The organism is Pedobacter sp. T50_32 (genome assembly GCF_057652195.1).
Genome location: NZ_JBYFBY010000007.1, coordinates 14152 through 36111, shown reverse-complemented (window position 1 = coordinate 36111; position 21960 = coordinate 14152). Strand labels below are relative to the sequence as shown.

Genomic DNA, 21960 nt, shown 5'->3' with positions numbered 1-21960 from the left:
CGTTTTAGGATTTACCCGACTTCAGCTTTCTGCCTTTTTCGATATAACTTTTGCCTTTTGCCATCAGCTCCTGCACAAACGCATCGCTACTTTGTACGGCATTGGCATTCAGCATATCCTTAATTGCTCCGATGGTGTAGAAGTATTGTCCATAAAATTTTGAGTAGGCTATTTCGCCTTTGGTACGCATACGCCACAAAGTTTTTTCGCTGATGTGCAGGTATTGGCATACCTCGTGGTTATTGAGCCACAGGTCATCGTAGCTTGTGTCTTCCAATCTTTTCAGATATTCGGCAATAGCGTTGATACGGCTGTTTAGCTGTTTCCACGCTTCTTCTTCGATTGTGATTATTTTCATCGTATTGCTCCTTAATGTTTACAATGCAAAATTCCCAAAGGTGGCAGTGTTTGTCCGCCAACCCTTGCCAATTGGTTTGGCGGTTTTTTGAAATTTTTTTAAATTAGGAAAACCCTTGTTTTGCAAGGGTTATAAAGGATTCGATGTATTTTGGAGGTGCATTTTGTATCCATTTGCCAATTGGCATACATTGGCAGATGATACAAACAAAAAGGCAGCACACTTTTGTGTACTGCCTTGCAATAAAAATCAACTATTAATTTACATGTCTTTATCCATATATTCTTCGAGCGAAATTTTGAGTTGGTCTAAAAATGCAGTTCTTGAACCTGCTCTTGTTTTCATTCGGTGGAAAGCGTGGTGTAGGTCGCCCAGCGTAATACCGAAAAGTATCTGAAACATCATACTGATTTTTCGGACACCGATTTTGCCGTGCGAAATCGCACCGGAAGCATAAAGGGCATAAGTCAATTCAATAAGTGCATTTTTGCTGTCTGTCCAAAATATATCTTTGGAGTTTCCCGGCTTTTGGGAAATAGCATCAGGGTTTTCATCAGGATTGATTTTCGTCAGCAGATAAGTGTAGAGCAATTCGTTGGCAATAATCCTCGCCGTCCTATAATCATAAAATGTAGAAAATTCGGCATCTATTTCAAAAACAATGCTGTTCAGCCCGTCATGGTAATTTATATTCCCTCTTTTGAAATAAATGTGGTCGCGGTCAGTTCGCCCCGAACGGTAGTACCTATAAAAATCGGTATTGCAAATATGCTCAATGTATTCTCGTTTTAGGTTCGCTAATTGGGTAGAAAAATAGCTGTAATACATTTTGCCATTATTAACCGGACAAGTGGTTTCAATTCGATAAACCTTGTTGTAATAAATGAGCTTTCCCAGAATTTGCGGTTTAATGGTTCGGAAAAATTGTATTTCTTCCGTATCATTTTTAAAGCCTTCATCAACAATATCTTTCTTGACGTCAAATAACAACTCTTGCAAATGCAAAGTCATTTCATAAGCCTCATCAATATGTCTTTTACTTTGAGATAGAATCTTGTCTTCCTTATTATGTATCTCTAAAATAATGTGTTGCAAAGAATGTTTCATAGCTAATGATTTTTTTGATGCCTACTAAATTTAAATTCAGTCTATTCCTAATTAACACACAAAAATTCCAAAAATAAGCGATAATGTTTCCCCAGGTTGACCCCACTGTGGGAATATTTTTTTCATTTTTTAAACCCACCTAGGGAACTGATTTTAAAAATATTCAGTATGAAGTGACCGGAAAGACTACTTTTGAAAACATAAAATTCAATTAGTGAAATGTGGCTTTAAGTCTAATAGATTCATTATATTTGCTATTGATTTACAAGGTAATTAAAGGAAAGCAACTGCAATAAGCACCATTACTAAATCGTTACCGATAACACTTTCGGTTCTTGTAAGCTACTCTTTTTAAAGAACTTTGACCTTAACTAATCTTTTTTATAAAAAAAGACCTGTTTTTGGACAGGTCTTGGAATTAATCATTGCAAATTAATTGTTTTTCTTTTTATCGGAAATGTATTTCTCGATCACCTTGAGGTCGTTGGAACCGGTCGTCCTTTTTGCGCCTGTTACCTGTTGGATGCTTACGCCCATTTTTTCCGCTACATGATAAAGTTCATAGTCCTTTGATGGGTTCACTTTCTTTCGGTCTGTTGCTGTTCCTCTGTTTGCCATCAGTTCATGGATTTAAATTGATAATCGGGCTGATTGATCATAAAACATAGGTGGATTGGTTTTTGTTGGTCAACTTTCGGAACGTTGGTCCATACCGGAATTAGCTCCGTTTTCTTGACGGTATACAAGTTTAACTTACACTTTTCCCTCAGCAATAAGATCAAAGTTAACTTTGGATAAAATAGGCAGTCCAGCGACATTTCGGTACCCATAAATTTGGAGGATAGCGCTATTGGCCATTCGCTACAAAACTTAATTTTATTTTGAGCAACAACCTGCACGCTGGATGCACTCCAAAATCGTAGTTAGAAATCGTTGCGATTTGTAAAATGCTCTGATTCAAAGTAATTTGGCAGCAGTTTTAAGTACAACAGCTCGCTAACTATAAACCAAACCAACCAAATCTATGGAAAGCTATAAGCTAGATCCCACAGACCATAAGCTCCTGTCGCTGTTACAGCAAGACGGGACCATGACCTATAAGGAACTCTGCCATGCCACCTACAAGACCCACCATCCTGTCGTGGAAAGGGTAAACAGGCTAAAGAAGCTCGGCTATATCCAGAAGACCATCGCCATATTGGACATCGGCAAGATCAAAAGTCTATTTACCGCCTTTCCAATGATCCAGCTCATAAGCCATTCCAAGGAAACATTCACCAGTTTCCAGCGCCAGGTGGCACTGCATCCAGAGATCATGGAATGCCATCATATCATGGGACAGTTCGACTTTATCCTTAAGGTCGTTGTTCCCGATGCGGGTGCCTACCATACGTTCCTGCGGCAACATATTTCTGCTTTGGAAGAGGTCAAACGCCTGGAAAGCTTTCCGGTACTGGCCGAGATCAAACGTGATTACGCTTATCACCTATAACGATGGGCAGCGCAAAGAAAGCCGATGCCCAGCATTATATCGGCATTGATGTTTCCAAACTAACCCTAGACATTTCCATCTATAGACGCAGCACCTTTATAGCGCACTACCAGATTGCTAATGAACCGGAAGCGATACGTAACTTCATTGGGGAGGCCAGGATTCTCTATGCGATCGCACCTAAAAAAACCATATTTGGCATGGAACAGACAGGCCTTTACTGCAGGCACCTGCTGGACTGCCTATCGAGAATGGATACCCGGATAGTGGTGGAAGATCCGGCCCACCTCAAAAAATCGATGGGCACTATCCGTGGTAAAAACGACAAAGCCGATTCGCAGCGGATCGCCACCTATCTGTTCAAGAACAGGGACAGTCTCACTTTCTGGAATGCCAGGCGGCCGATTTTGGATGAGCTGGCCAGTCTCTGCACCCTACGGGATCGGCTTATCAGTATCGAACATGCGCTCAGGACCCCGCTCAAGGAATCAAGGAAGTTTATTTCCGAAGATGTAGCGGCAACACTTTATAATGCCTGTAACTCCACTATCACTGCGCTGGGCGCCGACCTGAGGCAGCTGGAGCGTTATACCGAAGCATTATGGAAAAGCGATGGGCAGCTCAATGCCCTGATGGAGCTGATCACCTCTGTTCCGGGCGTAGGGCCTATCACCGCGCTGCGCATACTGATTTCGACCAATGAGTTCCTGGCGATCAATGATCCGAGAAAGTTTGCCTGCTATTGTGGCGTAGCTCCCTTTCCCCATAGTTCCGGATCCTCGATCAGGGGCGGCACCAGGATATCCCCGATTGCAAATAAAAAAATGAAGTCCCTGATCCATTCCTGTGCGGTTTCAGCCAAAAGGTTTGTGCCAGAAATCACTGCCTATTACGAAAGAAAGACGGCTGAGGGCAAGCATAAGATGAGCGTGATGAATGCTATTCGCTTCAAGATCATTGTCAGGATCTTTGCATGTGTCAACCAGCAGCGGCGATATCAGAGTGACTATGTATCGGCCTATGGGGCCTCATGTAACCACATAGGAGAGAGAGGTTTGAGCGATGGAATGCCAATTCATACCTTAGGTTCCAGTAAGAACAGCCAGTAAAGGCATGGCCCAAACGACTTCCCGGAGATCGTTCATGAAGATTATGAAAAGAATTTAAAAACTCAACAAAAATAATGGCCCAGATACGGACAGCAATTGGAACCGCAGACCCAAGTAAACCATCAAGTAGGACTTAAGGTATGATTGAGGAGGAACAATGAACGTCCTTGTGCAGCTGGGCGAACCAATGTCAAAATAAGGAAAAGACCCAGATTATGATCAAGTCCCAGCTGCAGGGGCCATTGGTCCAATGCCAGATCAAAGGAATCGCCACGGTGACTGCCGGGGTGGTAAAAAACTAGGGAGGTTGTCGTTAAGAATGGCTGATCAACCGGCCTAATAGCTACCGATGGGGGACCATTGTCGAAGTTAGGTTATCCCCAGATTACGATCAAGTCCCGTTCTGTAGCCATATCTTGTCCATGCCAACCAGACCGATCGATGCCATAGCGATCTTGGAAATTTGGTCAGCTTGTTTTTATGAAAGCTGCGTGCCAGATAATACAGCTATCCCACCGAAATTAAACCGCCGATCAAAAGTCCGGTCAAAATGAGCATTGCGATAACCAAGGCGATCAGGTCCTGGCAAAGGTGCTGGTAATGTCTCCGGTGATTGGCCGTGATATGCTGGATGGCAAGTGTGTACGCAGCAATGATCTCTGCAAGGACCTGCCCTGGATCAGCGTTCAGGTGATCGATAGGATATGGATAATGGTCCATACGGTAGAGCCTGAACAATTGAAATACTGAAAAGAAGACATACGATCCTGAAGATAGTGTATATAGATAGGGGAATGATAGTACGGTTGTTTGGGGATAGGCAAGATCGTGATCATTCCCATGAGAAGTGTATAATAGCAGGCTGCTCGTCAGGAGCATTACCAGAAGAATGAGACCGCTGTAAATCCGGAGCAAAACCGAAGAATTTCGCAGCTCTGCTATAAATGCTTTTGATTCGGCGAAAACTAAGCCTGCTTCCCGAACGTGATCTGTATTCTCCATGTCAGCTTATTTTTTTAAATGTAGCAAATTTTCGTAATCAGGTTTACGTTTCTGCATCAGGTCAAACCAATTGGAGCTAGTGTTTCTGATGGATTTTATTTTAGCTTGCCTATCAGGCCGTTGCTGTCCCGTGGAAGTGGGCACTACATCGTAATCTGGATCTTTAATCTCATTTCGACATTAGTTCCGCCCACTTCCTATACTTCCGCTTCAACCAATCCCGGATCCTTAATCATTCCTTATGCCTTTTACTTAGTAGTATATATAGGTCTTCCCAGGACAAGTTTAAAGAGAAGTATGCTCGGTACAGGCCAACACGAACTGGTGTTTATAATGGACGCCAGTTCGCGATATCAAAGATAATTAGTTGGACTTAGAGAAGCAATGTTAGCAGGTAGTTTTGTCATTTTCTGGGTGCTGCGACGGCTCTGGAATTTTTTGTTGGCTTCCCAGCACTTTTCTTTTTCGCTGATCTGGTCTCCGCTTTTTTCAAGTGTGTCTAGTAAAGTCAGCCGCTGTGCCCATTTTTCGCTCAATTGGTCACTGGTATAGGGGAGGCCCTTCTTATCGATCAGTCTGAGGGCTTGGGCCAGTGCCCTGCTGCTTTCCACCTTGTCATGGTTGGTTTTGACCAATTTCTTTGGGCATCGGTGGTGCCATTTCGGTAGGAGTTGATGGCCTTTTGATGAGCTGAAGTTCCTGCTAGGGCTTTTTGAGTTTCCGCAGGAAGGCCATCTGGCGGTGCAAGGCATCTGCCTGTATGGGATCGCTGGCGGTCACCTTGGCGTACAAGGCAAGGGTGGCGGTCAGTTCGCCCTGTTTTTCCGATTGCTGTGCTGCCCGGAGCCTGCTGCGGATGGTGGATTTTCGTGCCATGTTTTTTTGGTGAGGGGGCCTGCAGATGGCTATTCCTGTGGGGCTTGGTCATCCTGACTATTGTCTTCATTAGTTTCACCGTCATCTTCGATTTCCTCGGACAGTTCGGTTCCTTTGCCATCGGCATATTCCATTCCTTCTGGGGTGTGTTCCACTTCCTCGTACTGATCGTGCTGGTGCAGGGGATTGATCCTGCCTACCTGGAATTGCTCGGGGTTGTTAATCTCTTCGTTTTCCTTTTGTTGATCGTGATTTTTCATGTTGATTGTTTTTGTCATTGGGTAACAATCGGCAGCGGCTAAAGTTTGCCGGTTGGCGGCAGATGCTTCTCCGTGCAGCAGTGGAAGGGTGGAGTGTCTGCGGTCTGTTTTTTCTGCCTATGGGACTGGTCTTCGGCTGTCCCTTCCGCCCTTGGGTTTTTGTCGCACTTGCCCGGAAAGATCCAAGACGGTTTTGTTAGTTTTGATATATAAAGGTAAGTTTCACGATGAACATCAGTATCGATGGATATTGCGACCATGAACTGGGCAGTCCAACCGAGGAACTGATGGACTATTTTACGGGATGGATGGACAACGGGAACCTGCTGTTCTATGGCAGGAAGATGTACGCAATGATGTTTCCGTACTAGGCTTCGAGGTTTTAATGCTATATTTGTATCGGATGGGGATGCTGGGAGATCACCAGGTTGGAAAACCTTGGATAGATGATTTTTCTTGCGGCTCCCTGCCCGCATAAATTTTGTTTTAAGATTGGTTTTTTATATGGAGAAGACGGTGTTCCTGATCGATAAGGATCCTGATGTTATAGAGGTTATTACCATTCTACTTACTGAGGAAGGTTACCTTCCGGTAATTGCAGAAAAACCGTTCTCACTTTCTCAGCTGCGCTCGGTTTCACCGGTGCTCGTGCTGTTACATAGTGGGCTGGAATCAAGGGCTAGATATCTGCCGTCAGCTCAAAGCGGATCCACAGCTGTCCAGAATTCCGGTGCTGTTGAGTTCCACCCTTCACAACCTGCCGGAATTGGCTAAGGCCTGTGGTGCCGATTGCTATATCGCAAAACCGTTCGATATTGATGAATTCTGTACGCTGGTCAATCGATGTTTGCGAGATGCACAGATTTCAGACTAGCCACGAGGGCAAGGTATCTCATCTGGGTTGAGGTAGGATTTACATTGGCGTCAGTACAGCTAATCCAGGATCCTATCTTGATGATAGATGGTTCGTTAACGGGATCGTGCTGGTCGTTCCAGGTCAAAACATTTATCTGCTAGTTTTGTTATAAGATCGTCCCAGGATGAAGCTGCCTCCTATGTATCAGCGTCCAGGACATGGTTTAAAAAAATCAGCATGCTTGAAATTATACTTGCAGACGCCAAAAAACTTGTTCGCAGTGCCGTAGGCGCACATCTGCTCGCTCATCCGGGAATTACAATATTAGAAGCGGAAAGTTTACACCAAGCTCTTTCTCGGGTATCAGCACATCAACAGGCGGAAGTAATGATCGTGGATATAGGAATGGATGGTGGAGAGCTATTGATCGAGCAGGCACTAAAACTGCGTTCAGACCTAAAGGTTTTGGCCTTCTCTGACGTAGACGACATCCTAAAGATAAGATTGGCTTTTTCACTAGGTGTCCACGCCTATCTCCTAAAGGAATGTTTGGAGGAAGAACTTTTGCTCGCCATTAAGTGTGCCCAAAAGAAGCGGAGATACATCTGTAGCGGGATCGCGTCACTATTTCCGTTGGAGAAATTACTGGAACCCACCTGTTTTGGCCAGCATATGGAGTGTTCCGAGCGGGAAACTGAGATCCTCAAGCTGTTGGAACAGGGAATGACCAATAAGGAGATTTCAGATCGTCTTTTTCTGAGCAAGCGGACGGTAGAAGGGTATCGACAACAGTTGCTTGAAAGGAGCGGCTGTCGAAATACGGCACAACTGATCAGTTTTGCCATCAGGAACGGCTTTCTTTGATTTGGCAGATCTAGAGGCTGCGCATTTAATGTTTTCCGGTTGGTCGGTGCGGCCTATAAAAGCTAACTAACTAAAATATAAGAGGTGAATGCGACAGGCTAAGCATCAGCGATGGGGAACATTACTCAATTAATAGGACAGTCTAAATTTGGGATATATTTTCGGCTCCTATGCTGATACTGCCAACGAGACAATTTCATGTTGTTGTTAACATGCCATAAATTTGGTAGGCTACTCTAGGCCATCTCTAGGATAGGATACACGCGCTGCTGGACGTCATAACATCTAATCAGCGTGTTGCTTGGCTCAGGCTCAGATCGGAATGTATTGTGGCCTACCTAACGAACTTATAACCACAAGCTCCGTAGCATGGGAAGTATAAAGTTAGCGTATCCGGTTGTAATTGATAAGGAACAGATCAATGGTCTATCACGGTCCAGCATCTTGACTTCCATAGTACTAAGGTCTAGAATACTATAGCCCGAAAAATTTGTTAACGCGTCGCCCTGCTGCCTACCATCTCGCCGTATGATCAGGTGTCTTGATGCCCCGTCAACTTTTACAAACCTTCCGCTGCTGATGCTTTCCGCGGCGCGGATCTCCTCGGCAAGCTTCCAGACACTATAAATTTCAACGTTCGTTCTAATTTTCTTTTTTCTTACCTATACTCCAGCTATGGTCAACCGCTACAAAAGATAAAAAGAGTTATAATATTCCTTCCAGAGGCCGGTATCGGGGGCTTGGCGATCAAAGCAATAAATATATATCCCGTACTATACAGTCGTCAATTCCAATTTAAGCTGGAAAAGTAGATGCGAAGTTTGCGCTCGTTGCTAACTGTGCAGCTCAAGAGAAATTCCGGCGACCGGTCTTTGCGGAGAACGTTGAGTATACTGATCAAACTGCCTGCATTTTTTGCCTGAGGACAAACAGTTCGGAAAAAAAAAATAGACAAGCTGATCAAAGTTAAAAACGATCGGAAACCGGCGAGAAGGCCTCCATTAATTTCTGGGCATGTTAAGGACAGAACGGAACGGTGCGCATGCTAGTTCTTCTAAGTTTATCGCCATTGACAGCAATTTTTTTACGGGTTAATTATAAAATTCTGGCGTTTGCCATCTATAAGTTTTATCTTAAACCATGCAAAAAATCCAAAAGCTACTTTCTAGATTCCTGTCCGCTGTCATACTGAAGGAAAGTGAGCAGACCCATACTTGGGCTGAGATCTCCGTAGGAATACTCACCATCCTATTGCTGATGGGCCTGTTATTTTTCTTTAGCTGAACAGATGTCTTGACTGTGCAGCTTTGGTAGGCATCATGTTGGCTCGCCCTATAGTTCGAAAGATTCCCTAATTGCATAATGTTTACCTCACTGCGCTGTATTGCTTCCCAACGCCTAGCATCGCTTGCACGAGACCGCAGCTGCGCTGATGGTAGTCACGTGGCAATTTTTATGTGATCAATTTCAGAAATACACCTGCAGCCCCTATCTTAGCGTTGAGAGCATCAATTTAAGGAGCGGTATCGGTTTTCGGACTGGTGCCGCTTTGTTCTGCAGGATCACCGTATGCTGCCGAACAATGACGGGGCTAAAAATCTAAATCCTACATTGACCCTCGCCAGGACGGAACATTTTTTCGAGAGATAATGAGTTTTGAAGTTCATCCCAAGGGAATCACTGATCTCAAAAACATACATACGGCCGGTCGAAAAGGACATGGGTTGTCCAAAATGCTTAAAAACTTTGTAATTGGTGCGGTACTGAGGACGTCCAATTCGGACAAGCATAAGGGCACGGTTGTTGTTGGCCGCTATATGCTTAAATCCAAATCATATGCAGCTGAACAATACCTTCAACCAATTGCTTTTAAGTGATCAGCTTTCCCTAAAACAGTTCGCTTTCAAGTTTACCCAAGATTTGGAAGATGCCGAAGATCTCTTGCAGGAAACCATGCTCAAAGCCCTACGCTACCATAATCAGTTCAAGGAAGGGACCAACATGAACGGTTGGCTGTTTACGATTATGCGAAATACCTTCATCAATAGTTATAATGCTGACCTGAAAAAAAAAGTTTTGATAACCATACATGACGAACTTTCTTCGGAGGATCTAATGGAGAGCTCTGTAAGGAACCAGTGTGAATCCAGGTTGGTAAGGGAGGATATCGATCGAGCGATGTCGAGTCTGCCACAGGTATATAGTATGCCGTTTCTGCGTTATTTCGAAGGCTATAAATATGATGAAATCGCTGCAGAACTGCAGATTCCCCTCGGCACCGTTAAAACTAGGATCTATGTGGCCAGGGGCTTGCTGCAAAAGCAATTGGAGATATATCGTAGGTAGAGTTTTGGCCAACAGTATTTACACTATCCGTAAAATTGGCATGCAATTGGAAATACCAATAAATTTGACCCCTCTCGCCAATTTCAAATTGACCCCCAGAGTTGTTGCCTGAAACAAGCAGAAGTGGTTGTGCAAAAAGGCATCTTAGAATAGATCTTTTAAGTCCTGTTTAACAACTGTTATTTTAAAAATACATTTTCAACCTTAGAGTTCCTCCTTATTGATTCTCCGAACAGTTCAATCGTCAGGGAGTGGTGGACTATTTGATCAAGTACCGCTTCAGCGATCGTTTTCTCACCAGTCGAAGGTCATAGGCAGACGTTGTTGGACAAGACGCAAAGCCGAAATAGCGCCCAAGTTGATCAGGTTTGCAGTTAGAAATGCACTGGTCAATTGAAAGGGTGTATTTAATGGTTTGAGCATCACTTGCACAATCGTGTCTGTTTTCAAGCTGGCTTCCCGAGAAGTGCGGGACATTTTGGTAATGTGCTATCGGCAAGTAGCTATAATCCTACAGGTTGTGGTCTGAAGAAGGCCGTTTGGGATTAATTCTTCTTTTTAAGGTAGGGATGGCATTGCAAAGATTTGGATCTTAAAGTACATAAGATAGTAGACAACGATTTATTTTTCCTACATTAGCAATGTAGCGCTAATCTTTATCGAGGGTTACTTTGTTACCAAACAGTTGAACAATGGACGATACGCTAACAGCAGACAATATCCTTGAACAGGAGAACAGACTTTACAGTGCGATCAAAGCTGGCGACATCGCCGAGCTCGACCGGTTGCTGCACGACGATCTGTTGTTCGTGCTGCCGGGCGGTACGACCATTACCAAGGAGATAGATCTGGACACCTACCGAAGTGGCGCCTTAAAAGTACGGGAGCTGCGTCCGGAAATGGAAAAGCTGAACATCATCGATGACATGGCAGTGGTGACATTGACGATATTGCTGAAAGGGAAATTTAACGGTGAACCTTTTGTGGCCAGCTATCGCTACATCAGGTTTTGGAAGAGGTTTGACGGGGAGATCAAGGTGGTTGGTGGAAGCGGAAGCGCTATTTGATCTTCCGGGTTGGTGGATGGATGTAGCAAGGTGTTCAATTAGATCAGGGTCTCGCCAGCGGCTAATCTTCGGACAGTTTCTAAAAGTTCAGGGAGGGGCCTACATTTAGAAAGGATCGCTTTAGCACCGAAAAATTTGGCCAGTTCTTCGATGTCCGGCTCATCGCTCATTGTGGAAATTACTATTGGGATAGTGGGGTGGTTGTTGGCCACAAAATCCGTGAGCTGTAGCCCATCCATCCTTGGCATGTTGAGGTCGGTGAGTATGACATCGCAGAGCATGCCAGATGACAATAATTTGCTGGCAATTACGCCATCACCTGCGGTCGCGGTAACTCTCAACCCTTCCTGATCATTAAAGTAGCTCTCAAGCGAGTTTTTAACAATTTCATTATCTTCTACTATCATTAGCCTAATCATGATAATCCAACCAGCATATCAAAGGCAAAGTTTGAATGGTATGAATTTCAGGTATTAAGCTTGAGAAAACGGATGCCGACTACCTGCCCCTTAAACCGTAGGATATTGTTTTATTTCTGATTTAACAATCCGATATGCCCAATTCTGATCTCTGAGCTGCTACATTAGTGGAGATGAGAGGTTTTAAAATGTGTTGCTAATTTATTTAGTAATTAAAGGCTTTGTTTTACCTTTATCCAAAAAGTATAAAAATGGGTAGACGATCAACTGTAAAGTAAAAACCGTATTAGGCCAAACGACAAGTAATTTCAGGACAAGACACTACTGGAGTTCATACTAAATTAATGTTCGGTTAATATGGCAATCGTTCCTTTGTGGCTCATTCGCAAATGTGGTGATGGTTCGAATGATTTAAATATTTGGCTTGTAAGCTGGTTTTCTTTTTTTTACTTTTACTTAGCAGCTCAAGCTGTCAATGAAAGCAAACGAAATATATAATTGTAATAGATTTTTGCGGTATTTTAAGAAATGCATCTATATCCTATGTTAAGTGCTGAAATAATCAATGATTTTCGGGGGGGAGATGAAACCGCTTTTAGAGAGATATACCTCTATTTTAGCCCAAAAGTTTATCGCTTTGCCTTCGGTTACCTGAAAGATAAGGAGCATACCGAAGAAATTGTCCAGGAAACCTTTCTTTGCCTTTGGGAGAACCGTCAAAAGTTTGAGCAGGATAAGCCGCTTGGGCCCTATCTTTTTACGATCACCAAGCGGCTTGTGCTTGACCAGTTAAGAAAACAGATAAGTACGGCACACCTAAGGACGAAGTTATTGACCAAAATTTCGGAACAGCACAACGAGACCGAGGAACAGATCATCTTTTCAGACATGTTGGTCTATGCCGAAAAGGCGATCAGCCAACTCCCGCAGCAGCAACAGACGGTATTCAGGCTCAGCAGGGTGGAAGGTCTTTCCTATGATGAAATAGCCGACCGGCTGAAGCTTTCCAGAAATACCGTTAAAAATCATCTCGGGGTAGCGGTAAAAAAGCTGAAGGACAGCTTCAGTGATTCGGAAATTAATTTCCTCATGTTGATATGGCTTAGCTTATTGACTTAAATTATTCAATTGATTGCCTGTTAGTTACATTTTTTATTGAAAAAATATTTACAAGAGGCTAGTCCTAATTCTATACTCATACGTATTCTTCATATGTCCCCACGAATTGTGGACCTTAAACCAAATCAAACTTGAAAGATAACAGACTGCAATTCCTTCTAAAATTGCTGGTTGACAACAAAATTAATGCTCGGGAACTTGACGAACTCGCAGCATTGATGGCGCAACCGGATGACGAGCAGCATATTGATGCCCAAATGAAAGCGACTTGGGCGCATTTGATTGCGACGAACGAAAGCCATGAAGAGCTATACCATAACATTATTGGACATCCTCGTTTTTATGCTGCCTTGGTCGAAAAACCAGTCTCGTTACGCAGACAACGAGCAGTATTAAGGCCTTGGCATTATGCCGCTGCAACGATCCTTTTGTGTTGCGGTATTGGATTAGGCAGCTATTATTATCAGTCCGAAACCGGCGAGGGTAAGATGAGCACCAACGGTCATGATACAGCAAGGCAAAATGATACCGCCATACCAGCAGAGTCCCATGTCACCCTAAGACTGTCTGACGGCGAGCAATTGGTGCTGGACGAGGCTAGCGTTGGTAAGGTCGGCCAAGACGATCATGTCGATATTATCAAAAATAAGGCAGGCGAGCTGGTCTATGACCTCAGCAGGATGGAAGTTAACGGCGAAATTGCCTATAACAGCATCAGTACGCCTGTGGGCAGCGACTACCAGTTGGTGTTGTCCGATGAGACAAAAGTTTGGCTGAATGCTAAATCTTCCCTCAGGTTCCCGGCAGCCTTCAAGGGCAGCGAAAGAAAGGTTGAGCTTTCCGGTGAGGCCTATTTTGAAGTGGCATCCAATAAAAATAGACCATTCATAGTGAATGCTAAAGCGATGGATGTGAAAGTGCTGGGTACTCATTTCAATATTTCTGCCTATGAGGATGATGAGCTGGTGGAGACAAGCCTGCTGGAGGGAAGTGTTGTAGCCAATCACCAAGGTAATTCTTTGCTATTGAAACCGGGTCAGCAGGCTTTTTTAAAGGGTTCATCGGGACAGATGGGCAGGCGTAGTTTCAATGTGGATGAAGTGATGGATTGGAAAAATGGCTATTTCATCTTTAGAAATGAGCCTATCGATGAAATTATGAAAAAGATCGGTAGATGGTATAACATAGAGGTAGCCTACCAGGGCAAAATGACAAGAGAAGCCTTTGGTGGAAAGTACTCCAAAAGTAATTCGCTGAAAGAGCTGTTAAGCAGCTTGGAACTCACCGGAATGGTAAGATTTAAGGTAGAGGGAAGGAGGGTGACCGTAGTGCTGTAAACAACCTAAAATTAGCAGTTACATAAAAAAGATCGAGAGAGCTTGGACCCTCTCCCGATCAAAAGCATGATATGCTTACCGGTAACTAAACTGAAACGACAAGAGACAGATTAATTAAACCCGTACCTCAAATGTATAAAAATTATACTTCTTTACTGCGTAGCATCGGCTGCGTACCCAAAAAAATATTGCTTGTAATGAAACTTACCCTTGTTTTATTAACCGTTTTAGGTTTGCAGATGGCCAGCGCAAGCAGCTTTGCCCAGATCAGCCTAAACAAGACTAATGCCAAACTGGAAACCGTACTTGCCGAGCTGGAAAGACAGACAGGTTATAACTTTATCTATAACTCTGGCATGATCGCCAAGATCAACAATGTAAGCCTGTCGGTAAAAAATGTATCATTGGCCGAAGCACTCAACAAGGCATTGGAAAACCAGCCGTTGAGCTTCACCCTAAATGGAAATACTGTAGTTATCGTGGAAAGGAAGCCGGTCCAGAAGCAACTGCGCATCACAGGTACTGTGGTTGATAAAGATAACCTGGCTATTCCAAATGTTTCGGTCAACCTAAAGGGCACAAAAGTAGTGGAACTCACCAACACTGACGGTAAGTTTGCGATTTCCGTGCCTGATGTCAATGCGATCTTGGTTTTTAATTTTTTGGGATTTACATCTACCGAGGTGAAGGTCGGCAACCAAAATAATTTACGTATCATACTTAAAGAAAACATCGAAGCGCTCAACGAAGTGGTCGTGACAGCCTTAGGGATCAAAAGGGAAGAGAAATCGCTCGGATATTCAGTTACGCAGGTGAAAGGGGAAGAGCTTACTGATGCTTTATCAAATAACTGGACCGACGCATTAACTGGTAAAGTTGCCGGTCTGAACATGATCAAGTCTGGGGGTGGACCTGCGGGTTCAAACAAGATCATTTTAAGGGGGGAAAGCTCACTAAGTGGTGATAACTCTGCATTGATCGTCGTAGATGGTGTAGTGGTAAGCTCAAAAATTTCTGAGAGTAACGGATCCTATCTCGGTTCGGAAAACCCGGTTGACCATGGTAACGGTATTAGTGACCTTAATCCCGAGGATATTGAGAGTGTATCGATATTAAAGGGGCCGGGTGCTGCAGCTTTATACGGATCCAGAGGATCTAATGGTGCGATCATCATTACCACCAAATCAGGTAAGGAGAGCCAAAAGGGACTAGGCATTACCTTCAACTCCAACGCAGTTTTTGGTACGATCAACCGCTGGCCAGATTTCCAGTATGAGTATGGACAGGGAGCTATCGGTAGCGACCAATATTACTCTTGGGGCGCGACCGAAGATGGTCCGAACACCAAAAACACCGGAGCTGCATGGGGACCGAAATTCGACGGGCAGGAATATTACCAATGGGATCCAAATTTGTTGACCCGAGGAACAGAAAGGACTCCGTGGATCCCCTACAAAAACAATAGAAAGGACTATTTTGAAGTTTCCCAAACCTACACCAACAGCCTATCCGTAAGCGGAGGTAATGCAAAGACTACTGCCCGTTTAAGTTTTACCAATCTTAACAATAAATGGATTGTTCCCAATACCGGGTATGACCGGAATACCATTGCCCTTAACGTGTCCCAAAAGGTCAACGATAAGCTGATGATCTCCACTAAATTGAGCTACAATAACAAATACAGCGACAACTTACCCTCTACAGGCTATAACAACCAAACGGTAATGTACAGTATCATTGGCTTGACACCCAACGCGGATATCAACTGGTACAAGCAATACTGGGTTCCTGGTAGTGAGGGCTTAAGCCAAATCAGGCCATTTGCCAACGGATTGGATAATATCTATCTGGCAGTCTATGAAATGCTCAACAAGAGCAACCGAAACCAATTGATTGGGACGATCAGTGCAAATTATGAATTTACCAAGAATTTAAATTTGATGGTAAGGACTTCTGTAGACTGGGCCGCTGAGTCACGTTCGCAGCAAAAACCAAAAGACGCCGCAAGGTTTCCCCAAGGTATGTTCCGTACACAGGATATAGATCAGATGGAAACCAATACCGACTTCTTGCTGAACTATAAACAAAAATTGGGTAAAGACTTTGAGGCTTCTTATTCGGCTGGGGGATCATTGATGATCAACAGGTACAAAATGGTATCCTTAAGTGCCGATAGATTGCGATTTCCGGGAATTTACACTTTTGCAAACGTTCAGGATAGGGTAGAATCTAGCTCTAGAACGACGGAATATGCGGTTAACAGTTTATATGGTTTGGCTCAATTAGCCTACCGAAACTATCTTTTCTTGGATTTAACTGGTCGTAACGATTGGGCATCTGTACTGGCATCAGAATTTTCAACCGATAACGTATCGTTTTTCTATCCATCTGTCAACCTAAGCGGCTTGGTGTCTGAAATGTTCGATTTGCCCAAAGCCATCTCTTTTTTCAAGTTAAGGGCTTCTTGGTCACAGGTTGGTGGAGGCGGGGTAACCCCATATTTAACGGGATACAATTATATTTCTAGGGCTTTGTACTCCTCAGGTATGGCCAATCCAACTTTTATTGCTAACGAAGATCTAAAAAATGAATTGTCATCAACTTTAGAGTTTGGGGCAGACATGCGCATGTTTAAGGGCAGATTGGGCATAGATGCGACTTATTACCGCAGTAATATTAAAAATCAGATCTTGAATGTGCCTTTGGATAGGGCGACAGGTTATAATTACAGTGTAATGAACTCGGGCCTGGTACAAAACAAAGGGATAGAGTTAGCCCTAAATGGCGTACCTCTTAAGTCTTCGAAAGGTCTAAATTGGGATATGTCTGTTACTTTTGCAGCCAACCGCAACAAGATCGTTTCCCTGGCGGATAGTGTAGATAACTATGTGATGCAAACTGGACCGCGTGGTTCCATGGAAGCTCGCGTTGGTGGTAGGATGGGCGATCTTTACGGATTGGGTTATTCACGCAGTCCGGACGGTCAAATCATCTACAATTCACAGGGCTATCCTGTCCTAACGGAAGAGGCCTTTTACCTAGGGAGGGCTACGCCAGATTTCAATTGGGGAGTTGTCAACAACTTCAGGTACAAACAATGGCGCTTAAAGGTATTGGTTGATGGGCAATACGGCGCGGTGGCCTATTCACACACGCACGTGGCGGCTTCGGTTGCGGGAAAATTAACAAACAGCTTGCCTGGAAGATACACCGGTATCATCGGCAAGGGTGTACAGCGTAACCCAGATGGTACATTTAGGCCAAATGATGTCGTGGCTGAGCAGGTGGGGACCTATTATAACGAACATTTTAAAGGTGATAACGTAGAGGCCAATACCTTTAGTACCGATTTTATCAAGCTGAGAGAGTTAAGGTTGGACTATACGTTTTCAGCAAAATTGATGAAGAAAATCAAGTTCCAGAAAGCGGTAATTGGTGTATATGGCAGAGACCTTTTTGTCTGGAGCGATTGGCCTGCATATGATCCCGAATTTGGTACGCTCGGCAATAGCGACATCCAACGTGGCTTCGAGGTGGCGCAGTTCCCGTCTACAAGGAACTTTGGCGTCAATCTATCCTTTACCTTTTAATCCATGAAAGTGATGAAAAAAATTATAGCAGCATTAATCATAACAATTAGCCTAGTTTCTTGCACGAAGGAATTTAAGGAATTGAACACGAACAAAGACGGAGCGAAATTCACGACGCCCGAAACCCTACTTGGACCAGCGGTGCACGATGTGCTTAAAAGAAACTTGAACAGATGTTTGAGACTTACGCACGAGCTGATGCAGGTACATGTGACCCTTAGCGATGGTGATGAGATCCATCGTTATGTGATCAGGCCCCAAGAGTCGGATTACATGTGGAACAACTGGTATCTACAGTTGACAAACATCAAGGACATTTACAAAGGGGGTGATGCGATCAACAACAAAGCATTTATGGGTATTTCCCTGATACTCGATACTTGGGTGTCATCGCTGATCACAGATGTCTATGGCGATGTGCCTTATTTTGATGCTAACAAGGGCAGGGACTACATTCTGCAGCCGCGTTTTGATAGACAAAAAGATATCTACCAGGACCTCTTTAAAAAATTAGAAGAGGCCAACGAGTTATTCAAGACGGCTAATGCCGCCGATGTAGAGGCCAAAATGGATCCCATTTTTGCAGGTGATATTGCGAAATGGCGGAAATTTGGCAACAGCCTCTATCTAAGATTATTGCTAAGGGTATCGGGTACGGGCGAACTCGGAGCAGTTGACAAGATCTTGGATATCGTGGAAACCCGTAAAAGCAATTATCCAATTTTCGCAAGCAATAATGATTCGGCAATCCTTAAGTTTCAGACTACCGCGCCGTACCTTTCAGAATTTGCGGAATATCGGAGTATAGATTTTCAGGTAAACAGCAGTCTTTCAGAGTTCTTCATCAACAATCTTAATGATTGGGGCGACCCCCGCAGGGATAAGTGGGCCAGTAAACGTGACAATGCATTTGTGGGCATTCCGAGCGGTTACCCTGTAGGGCAGGTGCCAGCGCCACAATCGCAGTATATGGCAGCGTTGATGAACGAACCATTGCTCGGTAATATCATTAATTATCCAGAACTGCAGTTCATTTTAGCAGAATGCGCCGTAAAGGGCTTTATACCAGGAGATGCGAAAACCTATTACGAGGCTGGCGTAACTGCGGCACTGGGCATGTGGGGATTCAGTGTGCCGACTGGATATCTTACCGATACCAGTGCCCAATGGTATGAGAATGATAATGCCAATCAGAAACTGCAGCAGATCATGTTGCAAAAGTACTACACATTATTCTTTACGGACTTTCAGTCTTGGATAGAGCACAGACGTACAGGGTTTCCAATCCTGCCCAAAGGCTTCGGGCTGCAGAACGATGGTGTAATGCCAACCCGTTTAAAATATCCGGTGAATGTCCAACGCGTAAACCAACAAAATTATTTGGCCGCGGTGGCCAGCATGGGCGGTGATGATCTGAAAACTAAGGTTTGGTGGAATAAATAGAAATCAAAGATGAAAACAACTATAAAAATATTTTTTGCGTTTTGCATTGGTCTTGCCCTTTTCAGCTCTTGTAAAAAAAATGAGTACGAATCTGGTGGCGAAGTAAGTCCCGTAATTTACATGAGCTTTGTAAAGGCATTACATAATGGCGACGATGTCGTACTGGCAAAAGAAAGACTGATGGGTGCGACGCAGATTGCCGGGGTCGTGATATCCGACAGAACCAGTGGCAATTTTGAAAGTAACGAACTGGTCGTCCAGAATACCGCCAGGGGCAAGGTGACAGGTCTGATCTTTAAGTTTACGGATGACAATGCCAATATCAACTATGGCGATTCGGTGAAGATTGATATCGAAAACTGTGTACTCTATCGTGAAAATGGCGCAATGAAGGTGAAAGGTGCGAATTTGAACTTTGCCAGGGTAAATAAAGTTGCCTCAGATAAGCAGGTCACGCCTCGTATCGTTTCTTTAACGCAGCTCTACAGCGAGTTTCTTAACTATGAGAATACCTTGGTGGAAATTGCAAATGTCGCATTTCCTGACCTTTTAGGTGGACAAACCTATTCTGGTGACGTAAAAATGGGAGAGGAAGCGAATGTGACAATCTTCCTGAGTACAAAAGCTACGGCCAATTTCGCCCAAAAATCATTGCCACTTTTGGCTTCCTTTCGCGGTATCCCTACCTATTTTAATGCAACATCTAATTATTACAATACGGCAAAATTGCTGTTCAAAATGAGAAATGAGGATGACGCATTTAATGAAACTGGAGCAACCTATGCCAATTTTCCAGAAGACTTTGAATTAACTCCGGCAAGTGAGAAATCAGCTTACACGATGCCAGCCATCAATGATATTGCCCAGTTCAAAACGGGACCTTGGCGCATTTATCAAGGAATTATCAGTAACGTGGTCAATGTAGATAAATTTAATCCGACTGGCAAACAGGCCATCAGGATGAAAGATCAATTGTCTGAAGATGCATTATTGGAGATGAGATTTGATCTGCTTTCGGGCGCATCAAAAGTGACCTTCTCATATGGCGTTCCTTCCTTGGGATCAATTACGGCAAGTACGATTAATCTAGAATATTCCCAAGACGAAGGTATGAGCTGGACTAAAGTTGGAGAAAGTGTTACCAATCCTGGTAAAGATGCGCAAGAGGCGGTATTTAATGTCAATGTTTCGGGCAAGGTGAGATTTAGGATCAGAAAGCTGGGCCTAGGTGCCAATACATCAACAGTGAGCAATGGCCTACTTAACATTGACGATTTTAGAGTTTATCAGAATATTAACTAATCACATGAACATTCATATGAAGAGGATATTATTAATTTTTAGTATAGTTTCAACGACCTTTTTGGCCTGTAAGGATAACAGCGATGAATTTAAACCGACAAATCCATCGATAAGTCAAATTGTTCCTTCCATGGCTCTGGCGAACCAGACGGTGAGTCTGAGGGGCAAAAGATTTGCTGCCGATCTTTCGGCAAATATTGTAAAGTTTGCCGGGGTGCGTGCAGAGGTGCTAACGGCTTCTGACACATTGCTTACCGTAAAAGTTCCAGCAGAGGGCAGCACGGGAAATGTCACCATCACGGTAAATGACCGTACTTCAAAAGGACCGGTTTTTACCTACGGTGCTGTGCAGGTAGCTTTCGATTACGTGACCTCCACCTATGCCGGCACTGGTATAGCAGGAGACAACTATGGCTCACTGACCGAAGCACAATTTTTGTTGCCAAATGGGGTTTCCTTCGATGAAACTACGGGTGATTTGATCGTTACCGATAGAACTGCACAAGCCATCAAACGTATTTCGAAAGATGGCACGGTGACCAGGATAGCAGGTACCGGCGTCAGAAGTTCGGTGAACGGAGCCCTCTCCGTGGCAACATTCAATAATCCCTATAAGTCTGCAATAGATAAAAATGGAAATATTTACGTGGCTGACAATGGTTCGAATTTGATCAGAAAGATAGATTTAAGTAGCAATACAGTATCTACTCTGGCCGGAGGAGGATCCACAGGGGCATTTTTGGATGGTCAGGGTACGAACGCCCGGTTCAATACCATTACTGGTATTGCTGTAGACGAAGACGGTTTCGTTTACGTAGCTGATGCCGTAAACCATGCCATTAGAAAGATTTCCCCGACAGGTGCCGTAACGACACTGGCTGGAAATGGCACAGCGGGGATCATTGATGGAGACTGGCCAAATGTGAGGATGAATAGACCAACTGCTGTATGTGTAGGGAAGGATGGCTTTGTTTATGCAGCCGACCGTTATGGACAACGTATCCGGAAAATCAACAGACATACCGGCAGGACGGTCACTATTGCAGGATCTGGCGGTAGTGCGTCTAATACGGGTGGTCAAGTGGATGGCGAGGCCCTGAAAGCAAGATTCAATAACCCTTGGGGTATAGAGGCCGCTGCCGATGGAACGATTTACGTATCAGAACTCGGCGCTTCAGGTTCGGCAACCCATACCATCCGGATGATCAAGGACGGTATCGTAACCACTATCGCCGGTAACGCAACTTTCAATGCTCCAGGATATGTCAATGGCCTGCAGGGCGTTTCCAGATTCAACAACCCTACAGATTTGGCGGTAGACAATGAGGGTAATATTTATGTGGGTGACATGAACAACTACGTGATCAGAAAAATAGTAAAGGTGCCAAAACCATAATTTCTTATTTAGGAGCT

Annotated in this window: 21 protein-coding genes; 13 read left to right on the top strand and 8 right to left on the bottom strand. The window is 44.0% G+C overall.

Features of this window, described 5'->3' with window-relative positions; genetic code table 11:
* Positions 1–4: 4 nt before the first annotated feature.
* The 3 genes from AC23ME_RS18085 to AC23ME_RS18075 form a co-directional block, all read right to left on the bottom strand.
* Positions 5–358 carry a helix-turn-helix domain-containing protein gene (locus AC23ME_RS18085; RefSeq protein ID WP_487729170.1) on the bottom strand — a complete coding sequence of 118 codons (354 nt, stop codon included), beginning with the start codon at positions 356–358 and terminating at the stop codon, positions 5–7.
* A gap of 261 nt (positions 359–619) precedes the next feature.
* Positions 620–1465 carry an RteC domain-containing protein gene (locus tag AC23ME_RS18080; protein ID WP_487729169.1) on the bottom strand — a complete coding sequence of 282 codons (846 nt, stop codon included), beginning with the start codon at positions 1463–1465 and terminating at the stop codon, positions 620–622.
* Between the two features lie 432 nt (positions 1466–1897).
* Positions 1898–2083, bottom strand: coding sequence for a hypothetical protein (locus AC23ME_RS18075; RefSeq protein ID WP_487729168.1), 186 nt, complete (start codon positions 2081–2083; stop codon positions 1898–1900).
* A 406-nt stretch (positions 2084–2489) separates the two neighbouring features.
* Here AC23ME_RS18075 and AC23ME_RS18070 point away from each other — a divergent pair, with 406 nt between their 5' ends.
* Together AC23ME_RS18070 and AC23ME_RS18065 are read left to right on the top strand one after the other, a co-directional pair.
* Positions 2490–2957: an Lrp/AsnC family transcriptional regulator gene (locus AC23ME_RS18070; protein ID WP_487729167.1), complete on the top strand. Its 468-nt coding sequence runs from the start codon at positions 2490–2492 to the stop codon at positions 2955–2957.
* A 2-nt stretch (positions 2958–2959) separates the two neighbouring features.
* Positions 2960–4066: an IS110 family RNA-guided transposase gene (locus tag AC23ME_RS18065; RefSeq protein ID WP_487729166.1), complete on the top strand. Its 1107-nt coding sequence runs from the start codon at positions 2960–2962 to the stop codon at positions 4064–4066.
* Between the two features lie 507 nt (positions 4067–4573).
* Here the strand turns inward: AC23ME_RS18065 and AC23ME_RS18060 are convergent.
* The 4 genes from AC23ME_RS18060 to AC23ME_RS18045 all read right to left on the bottom strand — a co-directional run bounded on the left by AC23ME_RS18060 (position 4574) and on the right by AC23ME_RS18045 (position 6204).
* Positions 4574–5068 carry a hypothetical protein gene (locus tag AC23ME_RS18060; RefSeq protein WP_487729165.1) on the bottom strand — a complete coding sequence of 165 codons (495 nt, stop codon included), beginning with the start codon at positions 5066–5068 and terminating at the stop codon, positions 4574–4576.
* Between the two features lie 353 nt (positions 5069–5421).
* A complete protein-coding gene (locus tag AC23ME_RS18055; protein WP_487729164.1) occupies positions 5422–5703 on the bottom strand; it encodes a hypothetical protein in 282 nt (93 codons plus the stop codon).
* 67 nt (positions 5704–5770) lie between these two features.
* Complete coding sequence (locus AC23ME_RS18050; protein ID WP_487729163.1) at positions 5771–5944, bottom strand: hypothetical protein; 174 nt, start codon at positions 5942–5944, stop codon at positions 5771–5773.
* A 29-nt stretch (positions 5945–5973) separates the two neighbouring features.
* A complete protein-coding gene (locus AC23ME_RS18045) occupies positions 5974–6204 on the bottom strand; it encodes a hypothetical protein (RefSeq protein ID WP_487729162.1) in 231 nt (76 codons plus the stop codon).
* Between the two features lie 304 nt (positions 6205–6508).
* Between AC23ME_RS18045 and AC23ME_RS18040 the strand changes: the two genes are divergently transcribed.
* The 5 genes from AC23ME_RS18040 to AC23ME_RS18020 all read left to right on the top strand — a co-directional run bounded on the left by AC23ME_RS18040 (position 6509) and on the right by AC23ME_RS18020 (position 11337).
* On the top strand, positions 6509–6682 hold the full coding sequence (locus AC23ME_RS18040) for a hypothetical protein (RefSeq protein WP_487729161.1): 174 nt from the start codon (positions 6509–6511) through the stop codon (positions 6680–6682).
* A gap of 26 nt (positions 6683–6708) precedes the next feature.
* The gene (locus AC23ME_RS18035) at positions 6709–6978 is read left to right on the top strand and encodes a hypothetical protein (RefSeq protein WP_487729160.1); all 270 of its coding nucleotides are present in this window, start codon (positions 6709–6711) and stop codon (positions 6976–6978) included.
* Between the two features lie 319 nt (positions 6979–7297).
* Positions 7298–7924, top strand: a complete 627-nt coding sequence (locus tag AC23ME_RS18030) for a response regulator transcription factor (protein WP_487729159.1) — start codon at positions 7298–7300, stop codon at positions 7922–7924.
* Positions 7925–9760: 1836 nt separating this feature from the next.
* The gene (locus AC23ME_RS18025) at positions 9761–10270 is read left to right on the top strand and encodes an RNA polymerase sigma factor (protein ID WP_487729158.1); all 510 of its coding nucleotides are present in this window, start codon (positions 9761–9763) and stop codon (positions 10268–10270) included.
* A 692-nt stretch (positions 10271–10962) separates the two neighbouring features.
* A complete protein-coding gene (locus tag AC23ME_RS18020; protein ID WP_487729157.1) occupies positions 10963–11337 on the top strand; it encodes a nuclear transport factor 2 family protein in 375 nt (124 codons plus the stop codon).
* A 38-nt stretch (positions 11338–11375) separates the two neighbouring features.
* Here AC23ME_RS18020 and AC23ME_RS18015 read toward each other — a convergent pair whose 3' ends face one another.
* A complete protein-coding gene (locus AC23ME_RS18015) occupies positions 11376–11744 on the bottom strand; it encodes a response regulator (RefSeq protein ID WP_487729156.1) in 369 nt (122 codons plus the stop codon).
* A gap of 555 nt (positions 11745–12299) precedes the next feature.
* Here AC23ME_RS18015 and AC23ME_RS18010 point away from each other — a divergent pair.
* The 6 genes from AC23ME_RS18010 (at position 12300) to AC23ME_RS17985 (ending at position 21943) form a co-directional block, all read left to right on the top strand.
* Positions 12300–12875 carry an RNA polymerase sigma factor gene (locus AC23ME_RS18010; protein WP_487729155.1) on the top strand — a complete coding sequence of 192 codons (576 nt, stop codon included), beginning with the start codon at positions 12300–12302 and terminating at the stop codon, positions 12873–12875.
* A 131-nt stretch (positions 12876–13006) separates the two neighbouring features.
* Positions 13007–14212: a FecR family protein gene (locus tag AC23ME_RS18005; protein ID WP_487729154.1), complete on the top strand. Its 1206-nt coding sequence runs from the start codon at positions 13007–13009 to the stop codon at positions 14210–14212.
* 197 nt (positions 14213–14409) lie between these two features.
* The gene (locus AC23ME_RS18000) at positions 14410–17802 is read left to right on the top strand and encodes a SusC/RagA family TonB-linked outer membrane protein (protein ID WP_487729153.1); all 3393 of its coding nucleotides are present in this window, start codon (positions 14410–14412) and stop codon (positions 17800–17802) included.
* Between the two features lie 12 nt (positions 17803–17814).
* Positions 17815–19245, top strand: coding sequence for a SusD/RagB family nutrient-binding outer membrane lipoprotein (locus AC23ME_RS17995; RefSeq protein ID WP_487729152.1), 1431 nt, complete (start codon positions 17815–17817; stop codon positions 19243–19245).
* 9 nt (positions 19246–19254) lie between these two features.
* Positions 19255–20547 carry a DUF5689 domain-containing protein gene (locus AC23ME_RS17990; RefSeq protein ID WP_487729151.1) on the top strand — a complete coding sequence of 431 codons (1293 nt, stop codon included), beginning with the start codon at positions 19255–19257 and terminating at the stop codon, positions 20545–20547.
* 16 nt (positions 20548–20563) lie between these two features.
* Entirely contained in the window at positions 20564–21943 is a 1380-nt protein-coding gene (locus AC23ME_RS17985) for an IPT/TIG domain-containing protein (RefSeq protein WP_487729150.1), read from the top strand.
* Positions 21944–21960 lie beyond the last annotated feature (17 nt).